The following is a 13,838-nucleotide window of genomic DNA, read 5'->3' on the forward strand; positions in this document are numbered from 1 at the left end:
CTATCCACGGCTGACACAAAAAGCAAAGCGGAAAAGGCGAGCATCTACTGGTGTGACGAGATTGGATTGGGTAGCGATCATGTCAGTGGCAAGAGCTTTGCTCCAAAATGTGGGACCGTAATAATCTAACCAGGCGGCAACTTATAGGCACTGAAAACTTACTTTGACTTATGTGGGTCTATGGCAACAGTGGGCTTTCAATATAATTTGGTGTGTATATAATGAGTCAGACCTGTTTTACTGATCCAAGGCAATTTTATGTCGTACTCTGGCTATGTCATCAAGAACTGCAGCGCAAAAGATCTCGAGTCTGCTTGCCCCAAGCGCTGGGACCAGCTAAAGCCAGCATTTTCAGATATGGTCCGCCATTGCGACCATTGCAACAAGAAAGTCTATCTCTGCGAAACGGAAGAGCAAATCACGTTCTATAGCTCAGTGAAGTTCTGTATCGCAGTCGCTGAACAAGTAGGGATCCTGAATGTGGAAAGAATTCCCCCTTCCAGTACACCTTCGATATCCCACGCCGTCGAGCGAGCAGCTCAATCCGACGATGGGCTCATGGCAGATCTCAATCGTCCCTTACCGAACGTGTGGCGTAGGCCTTCATCGCCCGTACGACACGAAGAAGTTTTGCATGACGATAGTGCTTCCTCCTTGCGCATCCATCAAATCACAGACGACAGCGACATTCCGGCCTTCTTGCGGAAACGAAGTAAATAGTCGATCTCATAGCTACGAACACGAATCAGGCAATGAGCTACCGCATCTATCTGCAAATACCGAATGGCAGCGCGTTCGAGCGGACTGAAACCGGATCGCGGTCGATCGCCGAATCCGTTTTCAGGGCATTCCTCGAGCGCGACGAACTGGACAACAAGGACGTCAGCCTGCACCTTGTGTATCAACGCACTACCTTGGCCGTACACCGTTTCAATGAAGCGGCCAGCGCGACAAACAACTGGAAGGGAAGGGTAGATGAGATCGCCTGGCCTGTAGGGCACGGGCACGTCGGGCGGCCCACCGAACTGGAAGGCGGCGGGCGGCGTAACGTTTATCTTGATGCGGTAAGCATTGCCCGAGCCAAGAAGCTAGGCAAGGGCAATATCAGTGAAGGCATCCGGATTGCACTAAGCCGAGTTTGAGCGCCGATAGCGCAACCATCCAAAGGAAGCTAATTATTCGGTAGCTGTAGCTGCTTCTTTCGCTTCGTCGGGCTGTGCTTCGCTCGCCGGGTTCTGATTCGCAGACCCGATTTCGTATTGCTGCGCATCGCCTTTCATCCAGAATGGACGCCGTCCGCGGCCAGACCAAGTTTTCCCCGAGTTCGGATCCTTGAATTTCGCTTCGGGGGGTGCCTTGGATTTTTCACCCTTAGCCTTCTTCGGTTTTGCCGCTTTCGCGTCCGTCACCTGTTCTGCACGGGCGGTGCTGCGTTCGGCAAGCTTACGGCTGCGTTTTGAAGCGATATCCAGATCGGCTTTGCTTGCTTTCGGTGCAGTAGTTTCATCTGCATTTTTTGGCTTGCGACCTTGCTTTTTTCCTTCTTTCGGCGCCACTGGTTTTTCAAGTGCCAAAGCCTGGGTATTTGAACCTTGATATTCCACCTGCAATGCGTCACGTGATGCGCCCACAGCCTCGATTTGTTGGAGCGCACGCTCAAGTTCACTAATCTGGTTGGTCCAGAGATCGAGTACTTGGCGAGCATGATCCAGGTCGGCCTGTATAAGTGATCTTGCTGTATTTAGGTTGCTCATAATTTTTCTTCGCAGAGAGGTTATCGGGGATGGTCCATCTTAGGATTTTTATACGACTAATTGGCCCTAAAGCGAAGGATAGCAAAATAGGCAACAGAGTTCACGGCATGATACATGTTGTCTTAAACGAAAATAAGCGCAATACGAAAGGTGAGACTGCTTCCTGTAGAAGCTCACCAATCGTGCTGGCTTCTAAGAGCATCTAACAAAATGAGTTTTTCAAAATGCGCCAACAAATATGGCGCAGCCCAAGTGAAGGAATGCTTCATGGATCGAGGGCAGTCGTTCGTAGCGTACGCGCAGTCGCCGAAATTGATGCAACCAGGCGATAGTGCGTTCGACTACCCACCGGGTTTTACCAAGATTGCTGCCATGTGCTGTTCGGCGTTTGGCAATTTGGTGGTCAATGCCGCGTTGCTCCAATGCCAGGCGGTGTGCACGACTATCGTAGGCACGATCGGCTTGAACGGACTAGGGCTTTTTCAATGGCCGTCCGCGCTTTCCTCGAATTGGGTGGACGCCGTCAACCAATGGCAACAACTGCGTGACGTCGTGCCAGTTTGCTGAGTCCGTCTTTGAACTCCAGAATGATGCGAGCCGCTTCAGTCCGCCATTCGCTGTCATGCTTCATGTATAGGCCCAGCATCCAGAGGATTGATACTGCTTGTTCGTCCTCGGCGCGTCGCTTGATGTCGTGGCCTATGCTGCGCAGCATCTGGGCCATGCTGATCAAGGTGAAGCACGGCCGGCCAAGGATGTCGCGCAGTTCATCATCCGGCGGCGGCGCGCCAGCCGGGGAGGGGAGAACCTTCCACGTTTCTGGCTGGGAAGTGCGCAATAGACGGGCCGCATGTCGAACGCGCTCTGCACCCGCTGCATCCTCATTCGGTAGAAGGTCCTGCGCCGTGCTCTCGAGCTCAGAGATAAATGCGGCACGTGATGGAGGCGTCGGCCGATCGACACGCAGCCGCGCATCCCGCAGGCATCCGGGCTTGCCTTCGCCCGGGTAGGCGTGGCATGTCGGCGTCATTGCCGCCGCACGACTTGCAGCGGGCGTCGGCTGGTGCTGCTGGCAGGGGCGAGTGCTTCGGCTTCGCCGCCTGCTTTGCCCGCATCTGCTCGACCTTCGTCCAGATGCGCGCCAGCTCGACTTCGCCTGCCTGGTGCATGTCCAGATCATTGGCCAGGCAGAGCGCCGCCAAGGTGATCTGGACTCCGCCAGCCTCCTACGATTTCTCGCCAACCGGCCGCCCGTAGACGTAGTCCACCAGCTGGTGCGCTTCGCTCTGTGTGGCGCCGCAGGCTTGCACCAGTTCTAGCGCCTCCTCAAGGAAGCGGTGATTCCGCTCCTGCTTATCTGCGGAGATGGTCGGGCCGAAGCATTCCATCATACATGGCTGCACGCGGACTGGAATGGTGCAGCAGCAACCCCGGCCTCATATCCTGCATCAAGTCCTTCTTCGGCTGCATACTGGTGACGCCAGACGGCAGCGCTTTTCGTCGTTTCGAACCATTGCTCGAATGGTGTTTTGGCCTGCTCGCTCATCCCTGCTTTCCTGGCATTTCCTGAGTGCAACTAACTTTGACGTAGTCGTACATACAGGCAGTATTCAAGCCCGAAAATACGCTCTTCAGCTGTATTGTTAATAAGATAACTTTCACGTAAATGCCCTTAAGATTGATAGAGGCTGAAATGCTTGAGATCGTTACTTTCCGTGGCCACACAATTTCGGCGCTTTCGACGCTTGTTGGTGACGGTCGCTGGCGTGCTAGCTACACGGTTTGCCGGTACGGCGAGAGGATTCGGATTTCGAGCGAAGCCCCCTTTAAAACCTCTCGAGAGCTTGCGGAAAGCGCCGCAATACTCCTTGCGATGCAATATGTTGAGGACCGTCTGAGACGCCCGCAGTAGTCGACATTCCTGATGCTTGCTGACGACTTCTGACCAAGCCGGACGAGGGAAACGGCTTGAATCGGCAGCGAGCGCTGCTAAACTTTCAAGCCCCTGTCGCCTTTTAGGAGGCCCATCATGACGACGGTTCGACTTTCCACGGAAGAAGTGCAAGTCCAAAGTTTTATCTATGGTTTTACCAGCCCCGAAGCTGCCGACCAATTCCAAACCTGCCTGTTGTTCGATGTCCTGGACGATTGCGAAACCAAGTTTCCGCCCCTCAGTCGCCACTCGATTTGTTTTGAGGTCGACGACTTCTAAGCGGGTGATTAGCCAAAATATTTCCCTGCTGCGGGGTCGTCGGAGCCGCTGCCGTGGCAGCGCTCGCAGGTGAGGCGGGAATCGTGCGCCATAGATGCGGTCATATAAGTCTCATGCAGCAAAATCGTTTAAGGAGATTTCCATGAGCCAAACTGCTGACTACAAGGGCTACAAAATTACTGCAACTGCCCAGCAACGCGGCGGGGAATGGTATGGCAATTATGTCCGTGAAAAAGATGGTGATACCTTCCGCAGCGAAATGACTGTTATGCATGCTGGATCGCAAGAAGATGCTGAAGCCCAGCTTCTTGAGTTGGCTCGAGCGCAGGTTCATGCATTGGAAACGTGAATGGCCGTAGGCCGAACGCTTCGGTAGGTGAGCGGTCATGCAGCTTCCTTAAGTGCAAGAATCACATCCCGCGCCGCCGGCGGACAGACAGCATTTCCCAGCATATGCACGGCCAGCCTGTGTTGCGTCGGTAGTTTGTAGTCGGCCGGAAAGCCCATCGCCGCCCGGCATTCCTGTGCGGAGAACATGCGCATGCGGTCGCCGTCGACAATGGCGTGCCGGTCCCGCGTGGTGACCGTGCCGACCGGGCGGTGAATAGACCGGCCGCCGCGTTCGGCGCCGTAGTAGCTGGCTTCTCGATTGGATGCCAGCTTCCTGCCGTGAAGTCGATGAACGAGGACGCCGGCACATGCTCCCGTTTGCGCAGGTTCAGAAGCAGCGGCCGCTTGGCGCGCGCCGCGACGATAAATAGCCGTTCCCGGTGCTGGGTGACACCATGGTCAGCCGTGTCAACTACATGCGGCGACAGGCAGTAGCCCAGCGCTTCCATGGCCAGGCGCCATGCCGGGTAAAGCGACCAGCGCAAGAACTCGGGCACGTTCTCGATCACCGCGAATGCTGGACGGTGGTATTCGGCTGCCGACACGACGGCCCAAGCGGTCGACCGGCTGGCATCGTGCTGCGGGTTGCCGTTGGCCTTGCCACGCGCCTTGCTGTGGCCTTGGCAGCAGGGCGAGGCGAGCAGGATATCATGCGCCGGTACCGCGACCCAGTGCGCCTGGTGAAGGTCTTGGCATACGTACTGCGCGCCCGGGTGGTTCGTTGCATGGATCTCCACGGCACTTTGCCAGTGGTTCGCCGCCCAGACTACGTTGCAGCCGGCCATAGTCGCGCCAGTAGAGAATCCGCCCGCGCCAGCAAAGAGGTCGATTGCCTTCATGCCGTTGGCCCTCCAGGCAGCGCGGCCCAGTGAGTCGGCGCCGCCGGCATGCCATCTACAAAGCACCAGGTATCGCCATCCAGATAGCCCAGCCAGGCCGGCTCGGACGCGGCCGGGTCGAACAGCAGCACGGTCGTGTCACTGTCTGGTGGCGAGGCTACTGGCTTCCGCGTTATTGCATCAGTTGTCATGCTACGATTCCTTTCTGAAAGGAAATTGCATGGGCAAATGGGAAAAAATTGGCGGAGCGGCCTTCGGTGCTTTCGCCGTCTTGATAGCAATCTGGATGGTCGGAAACTATTTCGGACTTAATAAAGAAAGTTGGCCAGCTTGGGTTCAAGCCATCGGTGCGATCGCGACTATCGCGGCCGCTTTCGTCATCACGCAGATGCAGGAACGGACCGCTTTTAAGCAACATGTGATCACCACTGGGATGGCCACTAAAGATAGGCTCGGCGGCATTCTTGCGATTGCTGAGCGCGCGCGATTTCTGATTAAGAAATTGGAGGACGAGCATTTGGGCGACGAAGAGTCGGCTAATGAATTTCGCCGGACCCTCTATCAAGATTTCGCGGCGAAACTGGCGTACGCGAAAAATTCGTTGCTCGCTATTCCGCTCCACGAGGTCAATAACTATTCGGTCGTGGTTGTGATACAGGAGATCACACAAGCCGTTGAGAATGCTCAGGCGGATCTTGCCGCAATTTGTGAAGCAGACGCCCTGATGTTTTTTGTTCGCTATGAACAGCATGGCAAGCACTTCGGTAGATACGCCGCTGTCGCGGACTACGCAGTTGAAAACATTAGCATCCAACGCCATAGCGTCCCGATGACGGTTATTTGGTAGCCGCGGGCTTGCCTTCAGGGTGAGCGAATTTGTGATCATGCTAGTATTTCCCTTCCACTTAGCCTTGTGCGAGGCGCTATGGCTGTCAACATTCGCATCTCCCCGACCGAAATCCAGGTTGGGCACTACGTCTACACCTTCGAACAGCCCGATGAAGCAGACAGTTTCGAGGCTTGTGTGGCGGCTGTTAGTGCGGACTACTGTGAGCAGAGACATCCGTGCCTCAGTAAAAAGTCGGTAGACGCACGTGGGCAAGGTGCTGCGGACAAGTAAATCTGCGGCGCTCCGAGCGTGGTGTGATCATGCTGCGACTCTCCATTCAGAATTGGCCGGCCCATGTTTCAGGCCGGCCGAGAATTACGCAGCGACTTCGTCCGCGTCCTCGCCCAGCAGTGAACGCTGGTCCGGGTCCGTCTCGGTCGAATCGCCTTCATCCAGCATCTTCGAGCGGGACTCGATCACGATCGTCACGTACGAGCCTTCGGCAGCGGCCAGGCTGTGCGCTTCAGGCGACTTAGACAGGGTCAGTACGCACTTCATGCCATCCTTGAACACGACCTGGTCGACCGCGGCGGGGAAGGTCAGCCGGGCATTGCTGGCGATGATGTCGATCGCATCCCGGGTGGCTTCGTAGCAGTCTTTCTGCACGTCGGCCGTGACGCGGCGCTGCTCGCCTTCCTTCATCTCGCCCCAGGTCTTGGAGAGCGTCTTGATGTGCTTGGTCGCTGCCTTGATGATCGAGCCCAGCAGGTATTCCTGGGCATAGTCACGGCGGGCCAGCGTGTTGTCATTCGGCGCCGGCTTGGTGAAGAGAGCGAACGGTCCTTCGTCGGCGCCGAAGTTGCCGGACAGGGCCCAGCCTTCGCCCTCTGGTGCAACTGGGATCCAGTCGGAGACGCCGGCGGCCCCACTCAAATAGTCGGCCGCAATCTCTTTAGCGCTGAGGTCGCCGAACAGTTCGACGATCGCAACCTCGGCACCGTTGACGACCGCACCATGTGCGAAGCCTTCGCTGGGAATCGCGAACTCGGCGAATGCCGGCACGGCGCCAAAGCCGTTATCGTTGCGAGGGAAGGGTAAAGGTGCTGCTTTCTGTTTCTTGGCCATGCTGTGGATCCTTCTCAGTAAGTGAATTTGTCCGGCCTTCCATCCGGATGACGCCTTGGCCGCTGCGCTCGCGAACATGCAGGGACTGTCTATGCCCTGTGCCATTAGCCCTTGGTAGGGATTCAGTTAAATACGAGGTCGGGGTCCATATCCATTAGTTAGTTATAGGCAAGGGTGCCTTTTATCGCCCAACGAAGAGTAAGCCAGCCTAATCAGCTGGTTTTTTGCGTTTACGTCCGAAGGTAGGGCTTACCGCAGATGAGCCATCGGGCAGCGGGTAGCGTGGGACTGGCGAACCCTTAGTCGAGTCAATCAGTCTTAAACACACGAGAAGACGGAAGCCATCCGAGTGCCGCCCCAAGCCGCATGCTTCGGACGCGGGACGCTGTAACCCGCAACCAGATAAAATGCTGCCGCGCGGTGCGCCAGCTCAGGCGCTGAAATGGCCGGGAGACGGAACTCTGTCGGTCCCAATAAGGCCGGGTTAGCACCGGCCGCCGCGCTGATTCAGCATTTTGTCAGAATCAAATGCCAGGATGTGCAGGCGGTGCGCCAGCTCAGGCGCTAAATATGGTCAGTTGCGCTGATGGCAGGCAGGACTAAGGACCGGGATTAGCGACGGTCGCCGCAACAGATACCAAGCCCGCACCTCACCAGGTAGCGGGCTTTTTCATTCGAAGGCGCAGCTGAAGCAAAACTTCTGATGCTTGTCAAAAAATTGGAAATCCCAAGTAGATAGTGAGTTCACTGAAGTGCTGTTTCAAGTGGGAGGTCATCATGGACCGGCTCAGCAAGCCAATGGAAGAACGGATTCGCGAAGTATTAAACCAGGCAGCGGCGCAGCATAAGCCGCCCCCTGATCCAGCAGAAATCCGGCGTCAGCTTGAATGGCGGCTCTCAGAGGAAATGTACCAAGAGTGGCGCTTGCGGCTACTTTAGCCTAGCCCCTAACTGGTTACACGCAGTAACAGCAGCAGTATTTCCTTTTGTGCGTGCGCCACCATCTACTAGGTGACCCCATGATGCATCCACTCGCAGTTTCAATGATGCTGTGGGGCCGCTACATGCCCGTCATGCTGTCCCGAATGGAGGTGGCAAATGGTCAATACAGTGAAGCCCACAAAGGAGCAGGTCCGCGATTACATGGAACGTCGCCAGGCAGAGCACAAGCCGCCGCCGACCCGGGAGGAGATCCGGCGGCAATTGGGCTGGGAGCTGATTGAGATGGAGCGCGACGAGCGCCGGCGACACCAAAACTGAATTTACCGAGTCTCCTCCATTCGTTACCAAAACGATGGATTCGCCCGCACCGATAGGTCTGCGGGTTTTTTTATTCCCCTCCGGCCTGGCGCCGGAACTCTAACCAGGTGATCGCCCGCGATGAAAACTGCCGACCGCGTGAAAGACGTTACGACGTCAGTGGGCACGGGAACCGTGACGGTTAGCGGCCATCCGCCAACTCCCTATCAGCCGCTGTCCGTTCTGGCCATCGGCACAGCTGGCGTGGCCATGATGATCGAGTCTCGATCCGGCGCCGAGTGGAAGCTGTCGGAGTGCACGATCCTATCGGCGACAACGTTTTCACGCGACACGGTGCTCGCCAGTTCGAACAATGGCTCACCGGTCAGCTTTGGCGCTGGCATCAAGGACGTATTTGCCACCGTAGGCGCAGCGCAGATCAACAAGTTCATTGCGGTTGACGCGCCGATTGTGGCCATCCCAGCATCCTCGCCGCGCATCGTCAGTGAGGTAGGCGGCGTAGCCCAGCGCATATCGCTGGCCGATTTCGCAGCACTCATTTCCGGCGGCGTCACTCCCGTACCATCGACAACCGACTACGGGGTACTCGCGGCAATTCTCTAAAGGCAGATCATGTCGCAACCGACGCTCACCGTAAAAGACGCATCTGGCACAACGCAGACGGTCTTTACCCACAACCCGAACGGCCCGGCCGCGGCGGTCAATTCGCAGCCTGTGGTGCTAGCGAGTGAATCGCCTGCGTTGCCTGTCGCGCTTGATGCGCCTTCCCTAAGAGTGCGATTCTGATGAGTTCGGACAGCGCATCGACCTGGTTGAACATGGTCGACAACAATACGACCAATCCGGATAGTGGCGGCGCCAACTGGCTTCCGATGTCGTCCGGCCGCCTGCTCAACGTGCAGATCTTTCCAAGCGCCGGCACCGCTGGAGAAGCCGAATTAAGTGCGTATAAAATGGCGAGACGGTTTTGGCTGTTCTGTATCACCATATCAGCACCAGAATTAGTCTGAAAAGTAGAAAGCGTCCGGTCTGAGGTGCCTTGAGGGCGGTCAGCACGGGCAAGTATCTTCCAGTGATGCTAAGATTTGGCGCCAGTTTTAAAGAGACTTTGAATGACAATAACTCGCATTTCACCGACTGTGGTTCAAGCCAATGGCTATATTTATAAGTTTGAAGACGACGAGGAAGCCGATGATTTTCAAGCGTGCGTTACCGGAGTGGACGTCGCTTACTGCGAACTAGAGCATGCCGTGATCCGCAAGTTGCCAGCAGAATGCGTCGGACATTCTGTACGTTCATAGAATCGAACCGACACGCTGAAAGTGCCATTGCTGGTCTATTTGCGCTGAACTTTGCTGGGCAATCGAACTAGTGGCGGACCATCGTGCGGTCAAGCCGGGGGATGTAAGTTTAAGTCCAACGGTAATGTGTACCTGATTTTACATAAAACGAATTATGGCACTTTGACATTCTTTGTATGTATCGGCTGAACTAGCATCCGCGCCGGCCGCCAGTAGGGCAACCTCGACATGATTGCCCCTTGTGCAGGAGTAGCAATCAATAGAGTACGTCGACCGGGTTTGTGTTTTATAAGCGGCTCTGCAAATGGGAAAAATTCAGCTTAGCACGGGCATATAATTAAATATCAGACGTTCGTTCGCATTGCGAACACAATAGCTTGATGCATTGACATAAAAACCGGCCTACTTTTACACTTGATCCGACTTTAACGCCGGAAAAAAACATCCCACCTTACTGGAAGAACACAGGCAGCAGCGTTAACAGGCGCTGCCAATTCCGAGGAGACAGAAATGTCCACTGCAGTTGCATCTAGTCTAGCGCCAGAGGTTCCGATCAGCGATTTGGATCCGTACGCCGACGAGGTATTAAGTAATCCTTACCCGTATTACGCCAAACTGCGCGACCTTGGCCCCGTAGTCTGGCTCGACCGTTATCAGGTTTATGCGCTCGCTCGGCATGACGAAATCCACGCGGTGCTGTCCGACCCGCATAATTTCTGTTCAAGCGCCGGCGTTGGCTTGGCGAATTTTCACACGGAAGAGCCTTGGCGCAAACCGAGCATTATCCTCGAAGCCGATCCGCCTGCACATAGCGGCATCCGCAAGGTAGTGGCCCGCATTCTGTCGCCCGCCAATATCAGCAAGCTGCGCCCCACATTTGAGGCGGAAGCGGATAAGCTGGTTGACAGGGTACTCGCAAAAGGCCACTTCGACGCCGCTTCCGAATTCTGCGAAGCTTATCCGCTCAAGGTGTTCGCAGATGCAGTAGGCCTGCCTGCAGAAGGACGCGAAAATCTCTTGCCTTACGGCGACATGGTATTCAATGGCTTTGGACCGATTAATGAGCGCTTCAGCAAGCGCCTGGAAAGTTCTAGCGGTGCCGTACAGTGGATCAACAATATCTGCCGGCGCGAAAACCTGTCTGAAAACGGACTTGGCGCCCAGCTTTATGCGGCTGCTGATGCGGGAGAGCTGACCCAAGACGAGGCGGGCATGCTGGTACGTACGCTGCTATCAGCCGGGCTCGATACCACCGTCTTCACCTTATGTAATGCTTTGGTTTCATTCGCGCAAAACCCAGACCAGTACGCCATCTTGCGCAGCAACCCTGCCCTGGCACGGCAGTCGGTTGAAGAAGTCATCCGGTACGAGCCAACCTTCCATTCGTTTTACCGGACGACCGCAAAGCGGGTGGAAATTGCTGGCGTGGCGATGGACACGTCTCAAAAAATTGTTGTCTTCATCGGCTCTGCGAACCGTGACCCGCGGCGCTGGGAAAATCCAGACAAGTTCGATATTACGCGACGCGCTACTGGTAACTTGGGTTTCGGCACTGGCATTCATGGCTGCGCCGGTCAGATGATGGCGCGTCTCGAAGGCGACATCCTGCTCAGTGCGCTAGCGCGCAAAATGAAATCCATCGAACTTACCGGCGAACCGGTACAGCATTACAACAATACCGTGCGCGGCTATACCAGCATCCCGGTTAGCACCACCACTAACTAAACTAGATCGAGACACCTATGCCAAACATCACCTATGTTCAGCCGGATGGTGCGCGCCGCACGCTGGTGGCCGCTGCCGGCAGCACCGTCATGCAAACTGCCATCGCTAACGATGTGGCCGGTATCGTCGCCGAATGCGGTGGTTCAGCCATGTGCGCTACTTGCCATGTGTATGTCGACCCGGAATACATTGACCGCCTGCCACCGGTGTCGGAAGTCGAGAATGAAATGCTGGCCAGTGCTGCCAGCGAACGGCGCGAAACCAGCCGTCTGTCATGTCAGCTTAGCGTTGGAGGCGACGTCGACGAACTGGTGGTTCATGTCCCATCCTGTCAAGTGTGATAACACAATGACGTCCCAACAAGTTGTCATCGTGGGCAGCGGACAGGGCGGCTTCCAAGTCGCGGCATCGCTACGCGATATGGGCTTTGATGGGCACGTGACCATCGTCGGCGAAGAGTCCGGCCTGCCGTACCAGCGCCCGCCGCTGTCCAAAGCTTTTCTGACCGGTCAAATGCAGCATGAACACTTGCTGCTGCGTCCAGCCTCGTTTTTTGAGAGCCGCAAGATCAGTTTGATTGCCCCTGAACGGGTGCAAGCCATCGCGCGGGACAAGCGTGAGGTCGTGCTACAGTCCGGGCGATGCTTTCACTATGACCACCTGGTGTTGGCTACTGGCGCCCGGGCTCGCCCGGTGAAGGTTCCGGGTGCCGAGCAGCAACGCGTTGTCCTGTTGCGCGGTTTGGCGGATGCGATACAAGTCCGCGCTTGGTTGCAGAGGGCGCAGCGCATCGTGATCATCGGCGCAGGCTTCATCGGCTTGGAAATTGCTGCAATCGCCGCCGCGATGGGTATCGAAACCGATGTGCTGGACTTTGCAGAGCGTGGTTTGAAGCGCTCGGTGTCCGCCTTCTGCGCTGACTTCCTGGCCACTGCCCATGCAACTGCCGGCGTGCGTTTCCATTTTTCCACCGCCATTGCCCACATCAGCGGTAGCGACGGCATCGCCACCGGCGTGGTCAGCGCGGATGGGAGGCATTTCGCTGCCGACATGGTTCTTGTTGGGATCGGCGTTGAGCCAAACACCGAGTTGGCCCAAGAAGCCGGCCTGGAAGTCAGCAACGGAATCGTGGTCGACTGCCACCTCCAAACAGCGGATCCAGCTATTTCAGCCATCGGCGACTGTGCGCTCTATCCTTCTGCCTTTTTCCCGCGTCCGATGCGCATTGAATCGGTTCAAAATGCAGTGGACCAAGCACGTTGCGTCGCCAGTCGGATAGCCGGTAAGCCTGCGTCCTATCACAAGGTGCCATGGTTCTGGAGCGATCAGGGCGCCTATAAACTGCAGATTGCCGGCGTTGCTAGCGAAGCCGACCAAGCGGTGTTGCGCGGTGATATGAGCACAGGAAAGTTTTCCGTATTTCGCTTCCATAACGGACGCCTTACTGCTGTCGAGTCTATCAATCGCCCCGGTGATCATTTAGCTGCGCGCAAGCTCATCGAGGCTGGCACGTTGCTATCGCACGAGCAAGCTGCCGATGACAACTTCAAACTAAATCAACGAGCGGCCTGAAAGCCGCTGCTGTGCCCTTTGCAGCCAGAGTCCGCCACCCTTATGCATCGCCAACCATAAACAGGAGAAATTATGTCTCAACAATCGAAGGTCTTTATCATCACCGGTGGCGCTAGCGGCATTGGTTATGCCTTTGCCGAACACCTGGCGCGTGCGGGACACCGGCTTGTCATTGCGGATCTGCGGGGTGCAGGCGAAGCAGCAGACAGGATAAAGGCGGAAGGTCACGCTGCGATTGGCGTCACGGCGGACGTGGTCAAGGCCGATGACGCAGCCGCCATGGTGGCAGCGGCCATTCAGGAATTTGGCGGCGTGGATGTGCTGGTCAATAATGCCGGGCTGTTCACAACGCTGGGGCTCAAGCCGTTTGAACAGGTGTCTGACCAGGAATGGATGCGCGTTATGGAAGTCAATACGCTGGGGCCGTTTGTCTGCGCCAAGGCGGTTGTGCCGGCAATGCGGCAGCGCGGCGCTGGACGCATCATTAATATCGCGTCTACCGTACCGATGAAGGGCATACCCAACATGATCCATTACGTTGCCAGCAAGGGCGCGGTAATTGCCTTCACCCGCTCGCTGGCAAGAGAGCTGGGGCCGGACAACATCACCGTTAATGCGGTGGCGCCGGGGTTCACGCTGTCGGACGGGGTACTGCAGAACGACCTCCATACCAAGATGGGCGACGTCACCCGGAAGCTCTCGCGCATCATCCAGCGTGACCAAGTGCCGGAAGACCTCGTTGGTGCGCTGGAATTCCTTGCCAGCGACGGTGCCAGCTTTATGACTGGCCAGACCTTGGCCGTGGACGGCGGCTCGGTTTTCCTCTAAAGG

General features: G+C 56.4%; 19 protein-coding genes and 2 pseudogenes. 11 read left to right on the forward strand and 10 right to left on the reverse strand.

Features of this window, described 5'->3' with window-relative positions; genetic code table 11:
- The first annotated feature begins 752 nt into the window (after positions 1-752).
- Positions 753-1,142: a hypothetical protein gene (locus tag QOL82_RS20455; protein WP_283444159.1), complete on the forward strand. Its 390-nt coding sequence runs from the start codon at positions 753-755 to the stop codon at positions 1,140-1,142.
- Between the two features lie 33 nt (positions 1,143-1,175).
- On the opposite strand, the gene QOL82_RS20460 is transcribed toward QOL82_RS20455, so the two are convergent.
- The 6 genes and pseudogenes from QOL82_RS20460 to QOL82_RS20485 form a co-directional block, all read right to left on the reverse strand.
- Positions 1,176-1,754, reverse strand: coding sequence for an H-NS family nucleoid-associated regulatory protein (locus tag QOL82_RS20460; protein WP_283444160.1), 579 nt, complete (start codon positions 1,752-1,754; stop codon positions 1,176-1,178).
- A 202-nt stretch (positions 1,755-1,956) separates the two neighbouring features.
- Positions 1,957-2,318: pseudogene (locus tag QOL82_RS20465) on the reverse strand (transposase); the annotation flags it as partial.
- Entirely contained in the window at positions 2,278-2,784 is a 507-nt protein-coding gene (locus tag QOL82_RS20470; RefSeq protein WP_283444194.1) for a hypothetical protein, read from the reverse strand. The gene QOL82_RS20470 and the pseudogene QOL82_RS20465, both read right to left, overlap by 41 nt.
- The gene (locus QOL82_RS20475) at positions 2,672-2,956 is read right to left on the reverse strand and encodes a hypothetical protein (RefSeq protein WP_283444161.1); all 285 of its coding nucleotides are present in this window, start codon (positions 2,954-2,956) and stop codon (positions 2,672-2,674) included. Before QOL82_RS20475 ends, QOL82_RS20470 begins: the two co-directional genes overlap by 113 nt.
- Before the next feature lie 24 nt (positions 2,957-2,980).
- Positions 2,981-3,145, reverse strand: a complete 165-nt coding sequence (locus QOL82_RS20480) for a hypothetical protein (RefSeq protein WP_283444162.1) — start codon at positions 3,143-3,145, stop codon at positions 2,981-2,983.
- Complete coding sequence (locus tag QOL82_RS20485) at positions 3,142-3,300, reverse strand: hypothetical protein (protein ID WP_283444163.1); 159 nt, start codon at positions 3,298-3,300, stop codon at positions 3,142-3,144. Before QOL82_RS20485 ends, QOL82_RS20480 begins: the two co-directional genes overlap by 4 nt.
- 483 nt (positions 3,301-3,783) lie before the next feature.
- Here QOL82_RS20485 and QOL82_RS20490 point away from each other — a divergent pair, with 483 nt between their 5' ends.
- Positions 3,784-3,966 carry a hypothetical protein gene (locus QOL82_RS20490; protein ID WP_283444164.1) on the forward strand — a complete coding sequence of 61 codons (183 nt, stop codon included), beginning with the start codon at positions 3,784-3,786 and terminating at the stop codon, positions 3,964-3,966.
- Positions 3,967-4,108: 142 nt separating this feature from the next.
- The gene (locus tag QOL82_RS20495; RefSeq protein WP_283444165.1) at positions 4,109-4,315 is read left to right on the forward strand and encodes a hypothetical protein; all 207 of its coding nucleotides are present in this window, start codon (positions 4,109-4,111) and stop codon (positions 4,313-4,315) included.
- 35 nt (positions 4,316-4,350) lie between these two features.
- Here the strand turns inward: QOL82_RS20495 and QOL82_RS20500 are convergent, their stop codons facing one another.
- The 3 genes and pseudogenes from QOL82_RS20500 to QOL82_RS20510 form a co-directional block, all read right to left on the reverse strand.
- On the reverse strand, positions 4,351-4,509 hold the full coding sequence (locus QOL82_RS20500) for a DNA cytosine methyltransferase (RefSeq protein ID WP_346772306.1): 159 nt from the start codon (positions 4,507-4,509) through the stop codon (positions 4,351-4,353).
- Between the two features lie 239 nt (positions 4,510-4,748).
- Positions 4,749-5,195, reverse strand: a pseudogene (locus tag QOL82_RS20505) (DNA cytosine methyltransferase); the annotation flags it as partial.
- Complete coding sequence (locus QOL82_RS20510) at positions 5,192-5,386, reverse strand: hypothetical protein (protein ID WP_283444167.1); 195 nt, start codon at positions 5,384-5,386, stop codon at positions 5,192-5,194. The pseudogene QOL82_RS20505 and the gene QOL82_RS20510, both read right to left, overlap by 4 nt.
- A 29-nt stretch (positions 5,387-5,415) precedes the next feature.
- On the opposite strand from QOL82_RS20510, the gene QOL82_RS20515 reads away from it, so the two are divergent.
- The gene (locus QOL82_RS20515) at positions 5,416-6,042 is read left to right on the forward strand and encodes a hypothetical protein (RefSeq protein WP_283444168.1); all 627 of its coding nucleotides are present in this window, start codon (positions 5,416-5,418) and stop codon (positions 6,040-6,042) included.
- Between the two features lie 357 nt (positions 6,043-6,399).
- On the opposite strand, the gene QOL82_RS20520 is transcribed toward QOL82_RS20515, so the two are convergent.
- Positions 6,400-7,149, reverse strand: coding sequence for a hypothetical protein (locus QOL82_RS20520; RefSeq protein ID WP_283444169.1), 750 nt, complete (start codon positions 7,147-7,149; stop codon positions 6,400-6,402).
- Positions 7,150-8,247: 1,098 nt separating this feature from the next.
- Here QOL82_RS20520 and QOL82_RS20525 point away from each other — a divergent pair.
- The 7 genes from QOL82_RS20525 to QOL82_RS20555 all read left to right on the forward strand — a co-directional run bounded on the left by QOL82_RS20525 (position 8,248) and on the right by QOL82_RS20555 (position 13,835).
- Entirely contained in the window at positions 8,248-8,409 is a 162-nt protein-coding gene (locus tag QOL82_RS20525; protein ID WP_283444170.1) for a hypothetical protein, read from the forward strand.
- Positions 8,410-8,529: 120 nt separating this feature from the next.
- Entirely contained in the window at positions 8,530-9,012 is a 483-nt protein-coding gene (locus tag QOL82_RS20530; protein WP_283444171.1) for a hypothetical protein, read from the forward strand.
- Positions 9,013-9,194: 182 nt separating this feature from the next.
- On the forward strand, positions 9,195-9,419 hold the full coding sequence (locus tag QOL82_RS20535) for a hypothetical protein (protein WP_283444172.1): 225 nt from the start codon (positions 9,195-9,197) through the stop codon (positions 9,417-9,419).
- 801 nt (positions 9,420-10,220) lie between these two features.
- Positions 10,221-11,435 (forward strand): cytochrome P450, encoded by a 1,215-nt coding sequence (locus QOL82_RS20540; RefSeq protein WP_283444173.1) that lies wholly within the window; start codon positions 10,221-10,223, stop codon positions 11,433-11,435.
- A 17-nt stretch (positions 11,436-11,452) separates the two neighbouring features.
- Positions 11,453-11,776, forward strand: a complete 324-nt coding sequence (locus tag QOL82_RS20545; RefSeq protein ID WP_283444174.1) for a 2Fe-2S iron-sulfur cluster-binding protein — start codon at positions 11,453-11,455, stop codon at positions 11,774-11,776.
- A gap of 7 nt (positions 11,777-11,783) precedes the next feature.
- On the forward strand, positions 11,784-13,007 hold the full coding sequence (locus tag QOL82_RS20550; protein ID WP_283444175.1) for an NAD(P)/FAD-dependent oxidoreductase: 1,224 nt from the start codon (positions 11,784-11,786) through the stop codon (positions 13,005-13,007).
- A 72-nt stretch (positions 13,008-13,079) separates the two neighbouring features.
- The gene (locus QOL82_RS20555; protein WP_283444176.1) at positions 13,080-13,835 is read left to right on the forward strand and encodes an SDR family NAD(P)-dependent oxidoreductase; all 756 of its coding nucleotides are present in this window, start codon (positions 13,080-13,082) and stop codon (positions 13,833-13,835) included.
- The last annotated feature ends 3 nt before the right edge of the window (positions 13,836-13,838 follow it).

Source organism: Noviherbaspirillum suwonense (assembly GCF_900182955.1).
Classification (GTDB): Bacteria; Pseudomonadota; Gammaproteobacteria; order Burkholderiales; family Burkholderiaceae_D; genus Noviherbaspirillum_A; species Noviherbaspirillum_A suwonense.